The 14,770-nt window shown below is 74.2% G+C and carries 12 protein-coding genes; 5 read left to right on the top strand and 7 right to left on the bottom strand.

Annotation, left to right across the window (positions count from 1 at the left end; genetic code table 11):
- Positions 1-179 precede the first annotated feature (179 nt).
- Together OG389_RS31610 and OG389_RS31605 are read left to right on the top strand one after the other, a co-directional pair.
- Positions 180-659 (top strand): sensor histidine kinase, encoded by a 480-nt coding sequence (locus OG389_RS31610; protein WP_328302000.1) that lies wholly within the window; start codon positions 180-182, stop codon positions 657-659.
- Positions 656-1,327 carry a response regulator transcription factor gene (locus OG389_RS31605; protein WP_328301998.1) on the top strand — a complete coding sequence of 224 codons (672 nt, stop codon included), beginning with the start codon at positions 656-658 and terminating at the stop codon, positions 1,325-1,327. Before OG389_RS31610 ends, OG389_RS31605 begins: the two co-directional genes overlap by 4 nt.
- A gap of 75 nt (positions 1,328-1,402) precedes the next feature.
- Here the strand turns inward: OG389_RS31605 and OG389_RS31600 are convergent, their stop codons facing one another.
- Positions 1,403-2,638, bottom strand: a complete 1,236-nt coding sequence (locus OG389_RS31600) for a cytochrome P450 family protein (RefSeq protein WP_443059481.1) — start codon at positions 2,636-2,638, stop codon at positions 1,403-1,405.
- Between the two features lie 236 nt (positions 2,639-2,874).
- Here OG389_RS31600 and OG389_RS31595 point away from each other — a divergent pair, with 236 nt between their 5' ends.
- On the top strand, positions 2,875-3,798 hold the full coding sequence (locus tag OG389_RS31595; protein WP_328301996.1) for an SDR family oxidoreductase: 924 nt from the start codon (positions 2,875-2,877) through the stop codon (positions 3,796-3,798).
- 19 nt (positions 3,799-3,817) lie between these two features.
- Here OG389_RS31595 and OG389_RS31590 read toward each other — a convergent pair whose 3' ends face one another.
- The 4 genes from OG389_RS31590 to OG389_RS31575 all read right to left on the bottom strand — a co-directional run bounded on the left by OG389_RS31590 (position 3,818) and on the right by OG389_RS31575 (position 7,964).
- The gene (locus OG389_RS31590; RefSeq protein WP_328301994.1) at positions 3,818-4,201 is read right to left on the bottom strand and encodes a hypothetical protein; all 384 of its coding nucleotides are present in this window, start codon (positions 4,199-4,201) and stop codon (positions 3,818-3,820) included.
- A gap of 109 nt (positions 4,202-4,310) precedes the next feature.
- On the bottom strand, positions 4,311-5,360 hold the full coding sequence (locus OG389_RS31585; RefSeq protein ID WP_328301993.1) for an enoyl-CoA hydratase/isomerase family protein: 1,050 nt from the start codon (positions 5,358-5,360) through the stop codon (positions 4,311-4,313).
- 61 nt (positions 5,361-5,421) lie between these two features.
- On the bottom strand, positions 5,422-7,095 hold the full coding sequence (locus OG389_RS31580; protein WP_328301992.1) for an FAD-dependent monooxygenase: 1,674 nt from the start codon (positions 7,093-7,095) through the stop codon (positions 5,422-5,424).
- Positions 7,096-7,211: 116 nt separating this feature from the next.
- Positions 7,212-7,964, bottom strand: a complete 753-nt coding sequence (locus OG389_RS31575) for an AraC family transcriptional regulator (protein ID WP_328301991.1) — start codon at positions 7,962-7,964, stop codon at positions 7,212-7,214.
- Between the two features lie 168 nt (positions 7,965-8,132).
- Here OG389_RS31575 and OG389_RS31570 point away from each other — a divergent pair, with 168 nt between their 5' ends.
- Positions 8,133-9,266: an MFS transporter gene (locus OG389_RS31570; RefSeq protein WP_328304247.1), complete on the top strand. Its 1,134-nt coding sequence runs from the start codon at positions 8,133-8,135 to the stop codon at positions 9,264-9,266.
- Between the two features lie 297 nt (positions 9,267-9,563).
- Positions 9,564-12,302: a glycoside hydrolase family 2 protein gene (locus tag OG389_RS31565; protein ID WP_328304245.1), complete on the top strand. Its 2,739-nt coding sequence runs from the start codon at positions 9,564-9,566 to the stop codon at positions 12,300-12,302.
- Here OG389_RS31565 and OG389_RS31560 read toward each other — a convergent pair.
- Both OG389_RS31560 and OG389_RS31555 read right to left on the bottom strand, forming a co-directional pair.
- The gene (locus OG389_RS31560; RefSeq protein ID WP_328301990.1) at positions 12,254-13,585 is read right to left on the bottom strand and encodes a TfuA-like protein; all 1,332 of its coding nucleotides are present in this window, start codon (positions 13,583-13,585) and stop codon (positions 12,254-12,256) included. The genes OG389_RS31565 and OG389_RS31560 overlap by 49 nt on opposite strands.
- Complete coding sequence (locus OG389_RS31555; protein WP_328301988.1) at positions 13,585-14,760, bottom strand: YcaO-like family protein; 1,176 nt, start codon at positions 14,758-14,760, stop codon at positions 13,585-13,587. Before OG389_RS31555 ends, OG389_RS31560 begins: the two co-directional genes overlap by 1 nt.
- Positions 14,761-14,770: the final 10 nt, after the last annotated feature.

The raw sequence follows: 14,770 nt of genomic DNA, 5'->3' as shown, positions 1-14,770 counted from the left end.
CAGCGCGCGGAACACTCCGGGATGGGTGAGGGGGACGCCTGCCCCGTGCCCGGTGGAGCGCAGGGACCGCGTCTTGATCCACTCGGAGGCCAGCAGGTCGCCGAAGCGGGCGGGCGGCTCGGTGACGGGCGCGGTCGACCACGAGCCGGGAGACCCTGTCGGGGCTTCGGCGCACGCTGGTGGCCCTGCGCCGGGCCGGCCTGGACGGCCTGGGCACAGCGGATTCGGGGCGGGCTCCGCTCACGCCCTCTCCAGGCCTGGCGGACCTCGAGCGGCTCGCGGCGGCGACGGCGGACGCCGGCGTACGCGTGGACGTGCACCTCGGCGGGCAACGGCGCCCGCTGCCGGCCGACATCGAGCTGTCCGCCTACCGTATCGTCCAGGAGGCGCTGACCAACGTGGTTCGCCACGCGGGCACCGGACACTGCCGGGTGGCCATCGACTACGGGGACGGGGAACTATCCGTGGAAATCGTCGACGACGGGCGCGGCGCCACCGAGGACGGCCCGGCCCACGGCTTCGGGATCGTCGGCATGCGCGAGCGGGTCGCCCTGCTGCAGGGCCGGCTCAGCGCCGGACCACGACCCGGGGGCGGGTTCCGGGTCGCGGCCCGGCTGCCCCTGCCCGCTGCGGCCGGAGTTCCGGTGGAGGCACGATGACCGGCGGTCCCGTACGCGTCCTGCTCGTCGACGACCAGCCACTGGTGCGGTCCGGCCTGCGCGTGATCATGGCCGACCACCCCGACCTGGAGGTCGTCGGCGAGGCGTCCACCGGCGCCGAGGCGGTGCGGCTGGCCGGGGACATCGACCCCGACGTGGTGGTGATGGACATCAGGATGCCCGGCATGGACGGGATCGAGGCCACCCGGCTGATCACCTCGGGTCCGGCGACCGCCCGCGTCCTCGTGCTGACCACCTTCGACGAGGACGACCACGTCTACGGCGCGCTGCGGGCCGGAGCGAGCGGCTTCATGGTCAAGGACATGGCGATCGACGACATCCTCGCGGCGGTCCGTGTGGTCGCCGCCGGCGACGCGCTGATCGCTCCGGGTGTCACGCGCCGCCTGATCGCGGAGTTCGCCGGGCGCCCGGAAGCCGCCCCGGCCCGCTCCCCGAGGCCGATCGAGGGCATCACCGAGCGCGAACGGGAAGTCCTGACGCTGGTCGGACGCGGCCTGTCGAACTCCGAGATCGCCGGGGAGCTCTTCATCTCCGTGGCCACCGCGAAATCGCACGTGTCGCGCCTGCTCACCAAGCTGGGCGCCCGGGACCGGGTCCAGCTGGTGATCACCGCGTACGAGACGGGTCTCGTCACGCTACCCCGCTGAGCCCGGCCGGGGCTCGCGGGCCCGGCCGGGCTGCGGGGCCGACCGGGCTGCGGGGGCCGCCGGGCTTCGGGGGCCCTACCCGGCCGTCCCGCTCCGTACCTGCCGGACCAGCCGGACCGGCAGTGACTCCACGCTGTTGCCGATGAAGCTCCGCTGGTGCGGGAGTTCGGGCTCGGGTACGGCCAGGTCCAGGTCGGGGAAGCGGGTGAAGAGGGCTTCCAGGGCGATGGTGGCCTCCAGCCGGGCGAGCGGCGCGCCGACGCAGTAGTGGGCGCCGTGTCCGAAGGAGAGGTTGCGGGCCGCCGTGGGGCGGGTGAGGTCGAAGCGGTCGGCGTCCGGCCCGTGGAAGGCCTCGTCGCGGCCGGCCGCCGTGTACGCGGCGAGGACCGGGGTGCCCTGCGGGATCACCGTTGCGCCGATGGCCAGGTCGCGGGTCGGGTAGCGGAACGGGAACCAGCTGACCGGGCCGTCGAAGCGCAGGGTCTCGTCGACCACGTCCGACCAGGTGGCCTTCCCCTCCAGGACCAGGGCGAGCTGGTCGCGGTGGGTGCACAGGGCGCGCACGGCGTTGCTGATCAGGTTGAGGGTGGTCTCGTGTCCCGCGACCAGCATCAGCCGCATGGTGCCGATGAGTTCGGCCTCGCTGAGCCGGTCCCCGTCTCCGTCGCGGGCGGCTATCAGCGCACTCGTCAGGTCCTCGCCCGGGGCGGCCCTGCGGGTGGCGGCGATGGTGGCCATCAGCTCGACGAGCTCCCGCACGGCCGCCATGACCTCGGCGGGGGTGGTGTCCGTCGCGATGATCACGGTGTTGGACAGCTCGTGCAGCCGCCCCCGGTGTTCGGGGTCCACGCCCAGCAGCTCGCAGATCACACCCATCGGGAGCGGGAGCGCGAAGTGCGTGCGCAGGTCCGCGACCCCGTCCGGAGCCTGGGCCGCCGCACGGTCCAAGTCGTCCAGCAGACCGGCTGTCAGCTCCTCGATCCGGGGGCGCAGCCGCTCCACCTGGCGGACGGTGAAGGCATTGCCCACCAGGGAGCGCAGCCGCCGGTGGTCCGCGTCGTCGGCGGTGTGCATGCCCTGGGCGTTGGCGAAGACGCGCAGCGGCCAGTCCGGGGCGATGGTGCCGTCGTGCAGCGCCGGGAAGTGCCGGGCGTCCTTGGCCACATCGGGGTGGGCGAGGAACTCCCTCAGCGCCTCGTGCCCGAGGACCACCGCCCCGGGCACCCCGCCGGGGAGCACCACGTCGGCCACGGCGCCCTGGGCGCGCAGCCGGGCGTTGAGGGCGTGCGGGCAGCCGCCCGCGGGGTCGATGACGTACGCGGGGGCGGGTGCCGCGGCAGGTGCCGGGGCGGAGGCGTGGGCGGCGCGGGCGGGATCGATGGACAAGCCGGTCTCCTGACAATATGGACGGAACTCGGCCAACAGTGCGGCCTGGAGGGCGGGTTGTTCAAGTCCGTCCCGCACCCGTCTCGTCCCGGGGCCGGGGTCACCCGGACACGGCCGCGCCGTCCGGGCCCGCCGCGCGTGCGCGTCGTAGGCTCGCGGTCATGACGGAAGTGCGCAGGACCCTCGAGGGCAAGGTCGCTCTGGTGGCCGGGGCGACCCGCGGTGCGGGCAGGGGCATCGCGGTCGAACTGGGGGCGCAGGGAGCGACCGTGTACGTCAGCGGGCGCAGCACGCGGGACCGGCGCTCCGAGTACGACCGGCCGGAGACGATCGAGGAGACGGCCGAGCTGGTCACGGCGGCGGGCGGGCGCGGGATCGCGGTGGTCACGGACCACCTGGTGCCCGACCAGGTCGCCGCCCTGGTCGGACGGATCGATGCCGAACAGGGCCGCCTCCACGTACTGGTGAACGACATCTGGGGCGGCGAGCGGCTCTTCGAGTGGGAGAGCACGGTCTGGGAGCACGACCTGGACAACGGACTGCGGCTGCTGCGGCTGGCGGTGGAGACCCACGCCGTCACCAGCCACCACGCGCTCCCGCTGCTGCTGCGCGAGCCGGGCGGGCTGGTGGTGGAGATGACGGACGGCACGGCGGAGTACAACGCGAGCCGCTACCGGGTCTCCTTCTTCTACGACATCGCCAAGTCTGCCGTGCTGCGCATGGCGTTCGCGCTCGGGCACGAGGTCGGGCCGCGCGGAGCGACGGCGGTGGCCCTGACCCCGGGCTGGCTGCGCTCGGAGATGATGCTGGACGCCTTCGGGGTCACGGAGGCGAATTGGCGCGACGCACTGGAGCGGATCCCGCACTTCGGGATCTCGGAGACCCCCTTCTACGTCGGCCGCGCGGTCGCTGCGCTGGCCGCGGACCCGGAGCTCCCGCGCTGGAACGGGCAGTCGCTCTCCAGCGGACAGCTCGCCGGGGTCTACGGCTTCACGGACGTGGACGGCAGCCGCCCGGACGCCTGGCGGTACATGGTCGAGGTCCAAGACCCGGACCGCCCGGCGGACACCACCGGCTACCGGTGAGCGGCCTCCCCGGGACCGCTCAGGCCGTCCCCTCCGGATCCCGCCGGGCCCGTACGAAGCGCAGCAGGCGCGTGCCGCCGTAGCCGAGCAGCCAGGGCAGCAGGGTGACGCCCCCGACGTACACGGCCAGGTAGCCGAGGAAGTCGTACAGCTGCTCCGGCGGCACGACCGCGCCGTCCACCCGTACCGGCCGGTCCCACCGGCTCGGCGGGAGGGCCATGACGGCCGCCGAGGTCAGCACCGGCACCAGGGGGACCAGCAACGACCACAGCCGGGGCCTCGGGCCGGGTGCGCGGGCGCACCGCACCCCCAGCCCGGCCATGACGAACGGCCCGAACGGCACCCACAGCACCGCCGGGTACAGCAGCAGCACCCACCACTCGTCCGAGTATCCGAACATCATCGGGACCACCCCCAGGTATCGCCCGCCGGTACCACCCCCCGGTACCGCCCTCTCGGCAGACCTTAGGCCGTCTCCACCGGCCGGGCGGGCTCAGCCGGCGGGCAGGGGCTCAGCCGGCGAGCGGGGCGAAGAAGCGGGCCACGTCCTCCCCGGTGACCTCGCCCAGGGTGGCCGGGGACCAGCGCGGGCTGCGGTCCTTGTCGACGACCTGCGCCCGGATGCCCTCCACCAGGTCGGGCGAGGTCAGCGCATGGCAGGAGACCCGGAACTCCTGTTCCAGCACCGGCTCCAGGCCGCCGAGGGCGGCGGCCCGGCGGACGGCCTCCAGCGTCACCTTCAGCGCGGTCGGGGACTTGGCGAGGATCGTCTCGGCAGCCTCCTTGGCCGCCGGATCCCCGTACGCGAACAGCCGGTCCACGATCTCCTCGACGGTGGCGGCGGCGTAGCAGTGGTCGATCCAGCCCCGCCAGGCGGCCAGCTGCCCGGGCCCGGGCGTGGCCGCGTACCGCGCCAGCACCTCGTGGGCGGGGGCTCCGGCGAGCTCCGCGGTCAGCGCGGGCAGCCGGTCGGCGGGGACGAAGTGGTCGGCGAGCCCGCACAGCAGCGCGTCCGCGGCCCCCACGGCGGAGCCGGTGAGGGCGAGGTGGGTGCCGAGCCGGCCGGGGGCACGGGCGAGCAGGTGGGTGCCGCCGACGTCCGGGACGAAACCGATTCCGGTCTCGGGCATGGCGACGCGGGAGCGTTCGGTCACCACGCGGACGCTGCCGTGTGCGGAGACGCCGACTCCGCCGCCCATCACGATGCCGTCCATCAGGGCCACGTAGGGCTTGGGGTAGCGGGCGATGTACGCGTTGAGCCGGTACTCGTCGTGCCAGAAGCCGGCCGAGGCCCTCGTGCCGGCCTTGGCGTCGTCGTGGATGGCCCGGATGTCCCCGCCCGCGCACAGCCCGCGCTCCCCCGCGCCGCGGATGAGCACCTGGTCCACCGCCGGATCGGGCTCCCAGCCGGTCAGGGCCTCGGTGATGCGCAGCACCATGGGGTGGGTGAGGGCGTTGAGGGCCTTGGGGCGGTTGAGGGTGATCACCCCGGTGCGGCCTTCGACGGCGCACAGCACGGTGTCCTCGCGGGTGTCGCCGCTGGTGTCGCGTTCGGTCTTCACACCGGCCAGTATGGCCGCCCGGCCGGCGGCGCCCCGATGGGGTCGCCGCTGGCCGAACCGTCTAGCCGGACAGGGCCGTGAGGTAGCCGGACAGGGCCGCCGCCGTGTCGGCGAGGGCGAAGCGGGCGGCGAGGTATCCGTCCGGGCGTACGAGGAAACCGGTCGGGCCGTCGGGCCGGTACAACCGGGCGAACTCCCCGGCGGCGTCCCGGTACCCGGGGACGTCCAGGGCGCCGGACGCCTCCTCGGCGGCATCGCGGGCGAGTACGGCCACGGTCCGCAGGCCGGGCAGCCGCGACTGCGCGGCCAGGGTCCCCGCGGCGGCCCCGGCCAGGTCGGCGGCGTCGGCCCCGTACAGGAGCGCCACGTGGCCGGTGCGCCCGCGCAGGACGTCGAGCAGCCGCAAGGGGTAGGCCGCGATGGGCACGGTCAGCCCGGCGCAGTCCGGGGCCCGGTCGCCGGGCTGGGGGGCGTCGGCCGGTCCGTAGGGGCTGCCGGCGAGCGGCCCGCCCCGGTAGCCGACGAGCAACTGCGCCTCACGGAGCAGCACGGTCCCGGAGTCGTCCGAGTCGTCGTGGAACCCCGGCCCGGACGCGTGCCGCACGGTCCGGCCGACGACCTCTTCGCCGACCGGTCGGCGCTCGGCGTCGTAGCCCGCGAGCAGGGCGGGACCCGCCGCTCCCCGCAGGACGAGGGCCAGCTTCCAGGCCAGGTTGCAGGCGTCCTGGATCCCGGTGTTCATGCCCTGGGCGCCGGTGGGCGGATGGATGTGCGCCGCGTCGCCCGCGACGAAGACCCGACCGTCGCCGTAGCGGTCGACGATGCGGTGGCTGATCCGGAAGACGGACGACCAGCGCATCGTGGAGAGCGTGGTCGGGGCCGGGGCCAGGCGGTCGACGACGGCCTGGATGTGGGACAGATCGGGGACCCGGCCGCCGCGCTCCAGCCCGTGCTCCACGCCGTCCCCGGTCACCGGGCGGCCCGGCGCGCCGGACCCCGCCTCACCGGGCTCCGCGGTGAGCTCGGGCGGGATCCGCATCGTCATGCGGTAGCGGTTCGCGCCGGGCAGCGGTACGGCGACCAGCACGTCGTCGATGGCCCCGTCGGCGCCGTAGTGCGTGGACCGTACGGCGTATCCGTGGGGCAGGTCCCAGTCGGTTTCGACGTCGGCCAGCATGTACCCCTCCGGGAAGGCCCCGCCCTCGAACGCGAGACCCAGCCCCTTGCGCACCGTACTGTGCGCTCCGTCGCACCCGATGAGGTACCGGGTGCGCAGCTCCTCCTCGGCGCCGGAGGCGGTGCGCAGCCGGCTGGTGACCCCGTCCGCGTCCTGGGTGAAGGACAGCAGTTCGGTGCCGCGCTCGATGACGGTGCCCAGGGCGGCCACGTACTCCTCGATGAGGCGCTCGGTCTCGTACTGCGGCAGCGCGGCGAACCGGTAGGGCACCTCGGGCGGCAGCTCCATCGCGATCCGGGCCTGCTCTCGGCCGTTCACGTAGATCAGCTGTCCGCCCAGCTCGACCGCGGCCTCCAGGACGGTACGGGCCAGGCCCATCCGGTCCCAGATCTCCAGCGTGCGCGGTTGGATGCCGACCGCCTTCGCGTACGGGAGCCGGGCCGGCAGGAGGTCGACCAGCCGGCAGCTCACGCCGTGCCGGCGCAACTCGGCCGCCGCGCTCAGCCCCACCGGGCCCGCCCCCGTGATCAGTACGTCTGTCGTCCGGGTCTGTGCCACGGGGTCCTCCCGGTCTCCTGGCCCGAATCGTCGCCCGGCCCCGAATCCGGTCCTCCCTCCATGCTCTCCCGGCGGAACGCGGACTGCGCGGCGGGACCCGGCGCTCGGAGCCGGCCTCAGTGCCCCTTGGTGTGCGTCCCCGGGGTGTGCCCGAAGGCCCGGCGGAAGACGTCGATGAACGCGCTCGCCGAGGACCAGCCACAGCGGTGCGCGACCGCCGTCACCGGGGTGTCGACGGCCAGCAGCCGCAGCGCGTGGTGCAGCCGCAGCTGGGTCCGCCACTGGGGGAACGTCATGCCCAGCTCCGCGCGGAACAGCCGGCTCAGGGTCCGTTCCCCGGCCCCGGCCCCGGCCTGTGCGGCGAGCTCCGCCAGCCCGCGGGAATCCGCCGGATCGGCGTGCAGCAGCGCGCAGACCGCGGCGAGCCGTGGATCGGTGGGAGCGGGCAGGTGCAGCGGCTGCAGCGGTGAGGCCCGCAGCTGGTCGAGCAGCACCCCCAGCATCCGGCGCCGCTCGGCGCTGTCGTCCTGGGGGGTCCGGGTGTACTCCAGGATCAGCTCGCGCAGCAGGGGGCCGACGGCCAGCACGGCGGGGGCGGCGAGCGACAGCGGGTTGAGGCGGGTCGGCAGGCCGACGCAGTGCAGGTCCACGCGGCCGAACGCCCGGTGTTCGTGCACCGTCCCGGCCGGGATCCACAGGGCGCGGGTGGGCGGGGCGACCCAGGTACCGGCGTCGGTGGTGACGGCCACCACCCCGGATCCCGCGTAACAGATCTGGTGGTCGTCGTGCCGGTGCGGATCGATGCCCTTGTGGGTGTCGAGCTCGCGGATGCTCGTCGCTGCGCGGGGGGTGTGGCGGATTTTCTGCATCACCCGGCAATTTATCGGAAGCGGGCCGCCCCCGGCGAGAGCGATTCTCGACCGGTGACCTCCACTGGACCTGCACCGACCCGTGTTCCGACACCTCCGCCTGCGCCGACCTCCGGGCCGGCCCTCGTCCGGCTCCGTACCGCCGCCTTCTCCGCCGGCCACTCCTGCGTGGACGTCTACCAGGGCGCCGTCGCCGCGCTCGTCCCCTTCCTCGTCTCCGAGCGCGCGTACGGCTACGCCGCCGCGTCCGGCATCGTGCTGGCCGCCTCGCTGCTCTCCTCGGTGGTCCAGCCGCTGTTCGGAGCGCTCACGGACCGGTGGCCGATGCCCTGGCTGATCCCGCTGGCCACCGCGGTGGCGGGGCTGGGCGTGGCGCTGGTCGGACTCGACGCCGGGTACGCGGCCACGCTCGCCGCCGTCGCCCTGTCCGGGCTGGGCGTCGCCGCCTACCACCCGGCGGCCGCCCGGCTGGTCCGCACGATGGGCGGCTCCGGGCACGGCGCGATGAGCTGGTTCGCGCTCGGCGGCAACATCGGCTTCGCGTGCGCTCCACTGCTCGTCGTCGGCGCGCTGGCCCTGCCGGGCCGGGCGGGGTGGTGGCTGCTGGCCGCACCGGCGGCGCTCGGAGTGTTCCTCAACTGGCCGCCTTCCACGAAGGGTTCGCCATCAGGAGGGGCGGGAGTCCCGGTCCCTGCCCGGCGGCCCGGCGACGACTGGCGCGCCTTCCTGCGGCTCTGCCTGGTGGTCGTCGTCCGCTCGGTGGTCTTCATCGGCCTGAGCACCTTCATCGCCCTGTACGTCCGCGAGCGCGGCGGCGGCGGAACGGCCGGAGCCGCAGCCCTGTTCGCCCTCTTCGCCGGGAGCGCCGGCGGCACCCTCCTCGGCGGCCGGCTGGCCGGCCGCTGGGGCCGGGTCACCACCGTCCACCGCTCCTACGCGGCCGCGGTACCCGCCGTCGCGGGCGTCCTCTTCCTCCCGCTGCCGTTGGTGTACGTCTGCTCGGCGCTGGCCGCCGCCGCGCTGTACGTACCGTTCTCCCTCCAGGTCACCCTGGGGCAGGACTACCTCCCGACGCGCATGGGCACGGCGAGCGGGGTCACCCTGGGCCTGACCGTCAGCGTCGGCGGCCTCGCGAGCCCCCTCATCGGTGCCGCGGCCGACGCCACCTCGCTGCGCACCGCCCTGCTGCCGCTGGCCGTGCTCCCTTTGCTGGCCTGGGCGCTGGCCAGGCGCCTCCCGGAGCCCGCGGGGGCGCGGGCGGGGGCGGGGGTGGAGACGGGGGCCGCACCGGCAGCCCGCTGACGCCGGCCCGGAGCGGCGGCGATCCGGACCGCGACCGCCGCCGCCGATCGGGCGACCCGGACCGACACCCCGGCCCGGTGCGCGCGCCGATCGGCCGGGGCCCGGGCGGCGGGGCTAACGTCGGGGCGTTCGTGACGACCAGCCCGCTCGGAGAGCGCCGTGCCGCACCGCCCAGTCCGCGCCCGCGTCCGCACCTTCACCCGCCTCCGCACGGGCACCCGCACCCGCACTCGTGGTGTCCGTGTCCGTACCCGCGTCCAAGTCCGCTTCCGCGCCCACGCCCTGGCCGTCCTCGGGGTGCTGTGCGCCCTGACGGCCGCCGGCCCGGCACCGGATCCCGCCCCGGGCCGGACTGCCGCCCCCGCCTCCGCGGTGACCACCGTCGCGGCGACTCCGGGGAGCACGACCCCGCTGTCGGGGTACGCCGTGCAGTCGACGGCCCGGGTCGCCGACACACCGGCCGCCGTATCCTCCCCCGGCTACCGGACGGGCGGCTGGTACCCGGCCGGCCGGCGCTCGACCGTACTCGCGGCCCTGCTCGCCCGCGGAACGTATCCCGACCCCTTCTACTCCACGAACCAACAGCGCATCCCTGCAAAGGACTTCACCGCCCCGTGGTGGTTCCGCTCCGACTTCGTCGTGGCCGACACCACCGCCCGCACCTTGCTGGACTTCAGCGGGGTGATCTCGGCTGCGGACGTGTACGTCAACGGCCGGCGGATCGCCACCGCGGCTCAGGTGACCGGCGCGTACACCCACCACGAACTCGACGTCACCGCTCTCGTACGGGCGGGCACGAACACCGTGGCCTTCCTGATCCGACCCAACAACCCCCACAAGCACCTCACCGCCGGCTGGCTCGACTGGCTGCAGCCGCCGCCCGACGCGAACATGGGCATCGTCCGCGACGTGCTCGTCCGCCGCGGCGGGCCGGTCGCCCTGCGCGACGTCCACGTCGTGACCAGCCTGGCACTGCCCTCACTCGGTTCCGCCGAGCTGACCGTCAAGGCCGAGGTGCGCAACGACTCCGCCGTCCCGGTCACCGCCAGGGTGTCCGGCGCCGTCGACGCGGCGCACGCCTCGTTCCGCCAGGACGTCACACTGCGCGCCCACGAGCGGCGGACGGTCGCCTTCACTCCCGCCTCCCACCCCCAACTCCGGCTCGGCTCCCCCCGTGTGTGGTGGCCGGCCGGCATGGGCGGGCAGGAGCTGTACGGGCTGCGGCTGACGGCGACGGTATCGGGCACGCTCTCCGACACGGCCACCCAGAGCTTCGGCATCCGCGAGGTGCGGGCCCCGCTCAACAGGGACGGCGCCCGCCAGTACTCCGTCAACGGGCGCCCCCTGCTCGTCCGCGGCGGCGGCTGGTCACCCGACGAATTCCTGCGCTGGGACCGCGGATACGTGGAGGACCGGCTGAAGTACGCCCTCGACCTCGGGCTCAACACCCTGCGCCTCGAAGGACACATCGAGCCCGACGAGTTCTTCGACCTCACCGACCGGTACGGGATCCTCACGCTGCCGGGCTGGCAGTGCTGCGGCAAGTGGGAGGGGCAGGTCAACGGCACGGAGGCCGGGGAGCCCTGGGAGGAGGAGGCCTATCCGGTGGCCGCCGCCTCCATGGCCGCCGAGGCCACCCGGCTGCGCGGCCACCCCAGTGTGGCCTCCTTCCTCATCGGGAGTGATTTCGCGCCGGACGCACGGATCGAGAAGGGGTACGTGAACGCGCTGCGGGCCGCCGACTGGCGCACCCCGGTGGTGTCCGCGGCCACCGCCGCCTCGGCTCCCCTGACCGGGAGTTCGGGGATGAGGATGACCGGCCCCTACGACTGGGTGCCGCCCGGCTACTGGTACGACAAGCGCGAGGGAGGGGCCACCGGCTTCAACTCCGAGACCAGCGCGGGACCTTCGATCCCCACCCTCGACACCCTGCGCCGCATGATGTCCCCCACCGAACTGGACACGCTGTGGCGGGACCCGTCGGCGCGCCAGTACCACCGCTCCCCTTCGCGGACCTTCGGCACGCTGAAGCTGTACGGCGAGGCCCTCGGCACGCGTTACGGCGCACCACGCTCACTTGAGGACTACGTCCGCAAGGCGCAGCTCGCCCAGTACGAGAACGTACGGGCCCAGTTCGAGGCGTACGCCCGCAACGCCAAGGACGTCGACCGGCCCTCGACGGGGGTCGTCTACTGGATGTTCAACAGCGGCTGGACCTCGCTCCACTGGCAGCTGCTGGACCGTCACCTCGACCAGGGCGGCGCCTATTTCGGGGCGAAGAAGGCGAACGAGCCGCTGCACGTCCAGTACTCGTACGACGACCGCACCGTGGCCGTCGTCAACCGGCGCCACGCCCCCGCGTCCGGGCTGACCGCCCGGGTGACGCTGTTCACCCCCGCCGGGGTGCCCAAGTACGACCGGACCGTGCGCGGCATCTCGGTCGCCGGGGACGGCGCGAGGACGACCGCGCTGACCCTGCCCGCCGCCGTGGCGGGGCTGCCCGCCACCTACCTGGCACGTCTCGTGCTGAGCGACGGCGCCGGCCGGGAGACGAGCCGCAACGTCTACTGGCTCTCGACCCGGCCCGACGTCCTCGACTACGCGGCCAGCGACTGGTACCACACCCCCACCACCGGGTACGCGGACCTCACGGGGCTGCGCTCCATGGCCGCGACCCCGGTGTCCGCGAAGGCGGTGACCACGACCGCCTCGGGTACCTCCACCACCACGGTCACCCTGCGGCACGCGGGTACGGGCAGCACGCCCGCGCTCCTCACCGACGTCCACCTCGTCGACGGCCGGGGCGTGCCCGTGCTGCCCGTGCGCTGGTCCGACAACCAGGTCAGTCTCTGGCCCGGCGAATCCACCACCCTGACGGCGAGCTACCGCACGGCCGACCTGCGGGGATCCGCCGCGCGCCTGAGGATCTCGGGCTGGAACACCCCGGTGACCACCGTCCCGGCACCCGCACACCGCGGGTCAACGGGTCACCGGGCGGCTGAGCTCCCCCGTTCGCGGCCGCGCCGGATGTCGTAGGCGAAGAACCTCGTGACCGCTCCGCCGAGCCCGTCGGGGCCGGAGAAGCCCCGCCGGGCCATTTCGACGTCGGGTGAGGTGCCGCGCCGCTGCCAGTGGCGCAGGAAGAGCTTCGCGCACATCCCCGGCGGCGGGACCACGAGCCGGGGGCGGGCCGCCTCGGTGGCCTCGTCCGCCCGGGCGACGAGTTCGCACCACTCCTCCCACCGCTCGGACTCCCGCAGGCGTTCCAGGACTGCCGGCCTCCAGTCGACCGACTGCCATACCGGCCACACCCGCACCATGAGGAGCCGGATCCGGTCCGTGCCGGTGAGCTCCGCCCGTTCCCGTTCCGTGAACCAGCGGGCGAGTGAGTCCGGCAGCGGCGATGTGCCGTCGAGCCCCAGTTTGGCCGCCGCGTACGTTTCGAGGGTCGTGCCCCGGGCGCCTGCGAGGTCTTCCAGCAGGGCGTTCGACACGCTCTCGTGCAGTTCCGGGTAGCCGTCGTCGAACAGCCGGGCCGCGTCCAGCACGTCGAGGTCCGACATCCAGCGGCCGGGTGCGTACTCGCGCCGGGTCCGCCGGACCAGGGACTGGGTGCGGCTGATCCCGGTGAAGGGTACGTCGACCGTGGCCGGCGCGGCCGGCCCGGCGCCCCGGTCCGCGACGCCGCGCAGCGCCGCCACGGCGTCGAGCCGTTTGAGGTCCCAGACGCCCGAGCCGATCATCTCCTCCAGCGTCCGCAGGGCGTCGTGGTCCTGGTCCTCCAGTGCCCGCTCGATGTCCTTCCAGCCGCGGTGGGTGAAGGGCAGGGCAGCGGCGGCCGCGACGATCCGCCGTCCGGCGGCCATCGGCACCAGATCCGTCTCGGCCCCCTCCTCGCAGCCGTAGCGGAGGTTGACCAGCGCCACGGTCTGCGCCGGGTACCCCAGCTCGGCCGGGCCGTGCAGCACACCGACCTCGTCGTCCCCGTCGATCTCGCCCGAGGCGTACATCTCGTGGACGGCGCCCGTTCCCCGCATCCCGCACGGGCCCAGTTCCGCCGCTCGCAGCGCGCCCATGCTCGCGGCGCCGATGACCTCGGCGCCTTCGGTGAGCACCTGGAGGATCTCCTTGTGGCCGACGGAGCGCCGTTCCCGGAAGTAGCCGTCGATGACGACGACCACGTCTCCCGGCCGCCACTGGTCGGCCAGCAGGTCTCCCCGGCCGGCGGGCGGGCGTACCTCCGCCTCCGGGAGCACCGCGTGCACGTCGGCCGCGGAGATCGTCGGCCCGGCGTAGACGACCACCCTGGATCCGCTCACTACAGCACCTCCGCGCATACGCGACTGCCCGGCGCCACGACCTTGACGACCGGGACCCCGATCTCGTCCCGCGTCAGGTCGACGACGACCGGCGGGTGGGAAAAGGCGGTGGCCGCCTGCCGGACCACGTACTCCAGATCGCCGACCAGGCTGTCGTGCCGGACGGGCTCCTGGAACAGGTCCCCGATGCCGGCCGCCGGGGCGGTCCGGGCGCTCTCCAGCCGGGCCGCGTCCACGTGGCCGAAGTCGTCCCGCAGGTCGTCCCGCGCCCCCGATATGTACGCGAGCCTGGCCTGGGCCGCCTCGGAGACGGCGCGGGTGAGAGCGATGTCGGGGCTGAGATGGCAGCCGAACCCGTACATCGCGGCCGGGTACTCGAAGGAGGCGACCCAGGCCAGGAAGCACGGCAGACCGGTGGGCGACGGCACCAGGCGGACCTCCAGGGTGACGTCGGCCCGCTCGATCAGCTCGCACAGTTCCCGGGCCTCGGCCGATCCCGACGTCCGGGGGTCGACGCGCACGCCCATCTCCCCGCCCCCGGTGAGCGCCGCCGTCATTGCGTCCCGCTCGATGACCTCGCAGAGTGCGTGGATGGCGGCTTCCACCCGCGTGTTCCCGCTGGCCAGTCCGTTCGTCGATTCGAAGAACACCGGCGGGTTCCAGTCGGTGTTCTCCTCCAGCGTCAGCCGGACGGTGTCCACGGGGACGAAGGTCGGCGCGCCGTCGACCAGCGACCTGGCCGCCATCCACTCCAGCGGGAGCCCGTCGTGCAGCAGGCTCGGTACGCAGGGCGCCAGCGCGGAGACCTCGTAGCCGAGCCGCGCGGCGATGTCGCGGGGAGCGGCCGTCAGTGCGGGCTCCACCGGCTGTTCCACGTGCCAGGTCTCGACCGACTCCATCACCGCCGACAGCCGGGCCAGTTCGGAGGTCATCCCCTTGCCCTGGGAGACGGCGAGGGTCCGGGACAACGGCCGGACGGCCTGGAAGGTCGGGATGCCGATGCTGTCGAGCCGGGTGATGTCGGCGACCCGGGTGACGCCCACCTTGGCCGCCGCCCGGGTCGCCATCTCCCAGGTGGCGGCGGGAAGCCGGGCCCTGTTCGTCCCCGGCAGGCGGAGTACGGAGCGGTCCTGCGGCGAGGCGAGCCAGGACAGGGGTGAATCGTCGGTCTGCACGATGAGGGGC

It is taken from the genome of Streptomyces sp. NBC_00435, from assembly GCF_036014235.1.
Taxonomy (GTDB): Bacteria; Actinomycetota; Actinomycetes; order Streptomycetales; family Streptomycetaceae; genus Streptomyces.
The sequence above is the reverse complement of the archived record's forward strand: the minus strand, read 5'-3'. Positions and strand labels throughout refer to the sequence as shown.

Bases quoted from the DNA above. Each gene is read 5' to 3' on its own strand.
- OG389_RS31605 (WP_328301998.1), top strand. From the start codon at position 656: ATGACCGGCGGTCCCGTACGCGTCCTGCTCGTCGACGACCAGCCACTG.
- OG389_RS31595 (WP_328301996.1), top strand. From the start codon at position 2,875: ATGACGGAAGTGCGCAGGACCCTCGAGGGCAAGGTCGCTCTGGTGGCC.
- OG389_RS31590 (WP_328301994.1), bottom strand. From the start codon at position 4,201: ATGATGTTCGGATACTCGGACGAGTGGTGGGTGCTGCTGCTGTACCCG.
- OG389_RS31575 (WP_328301991.1), bottom strand. From the start codon at position 7,964: ATGCAGAAAATCCGCCACACCCCCCGCGCAGCGACGAGCATCCGCGAG.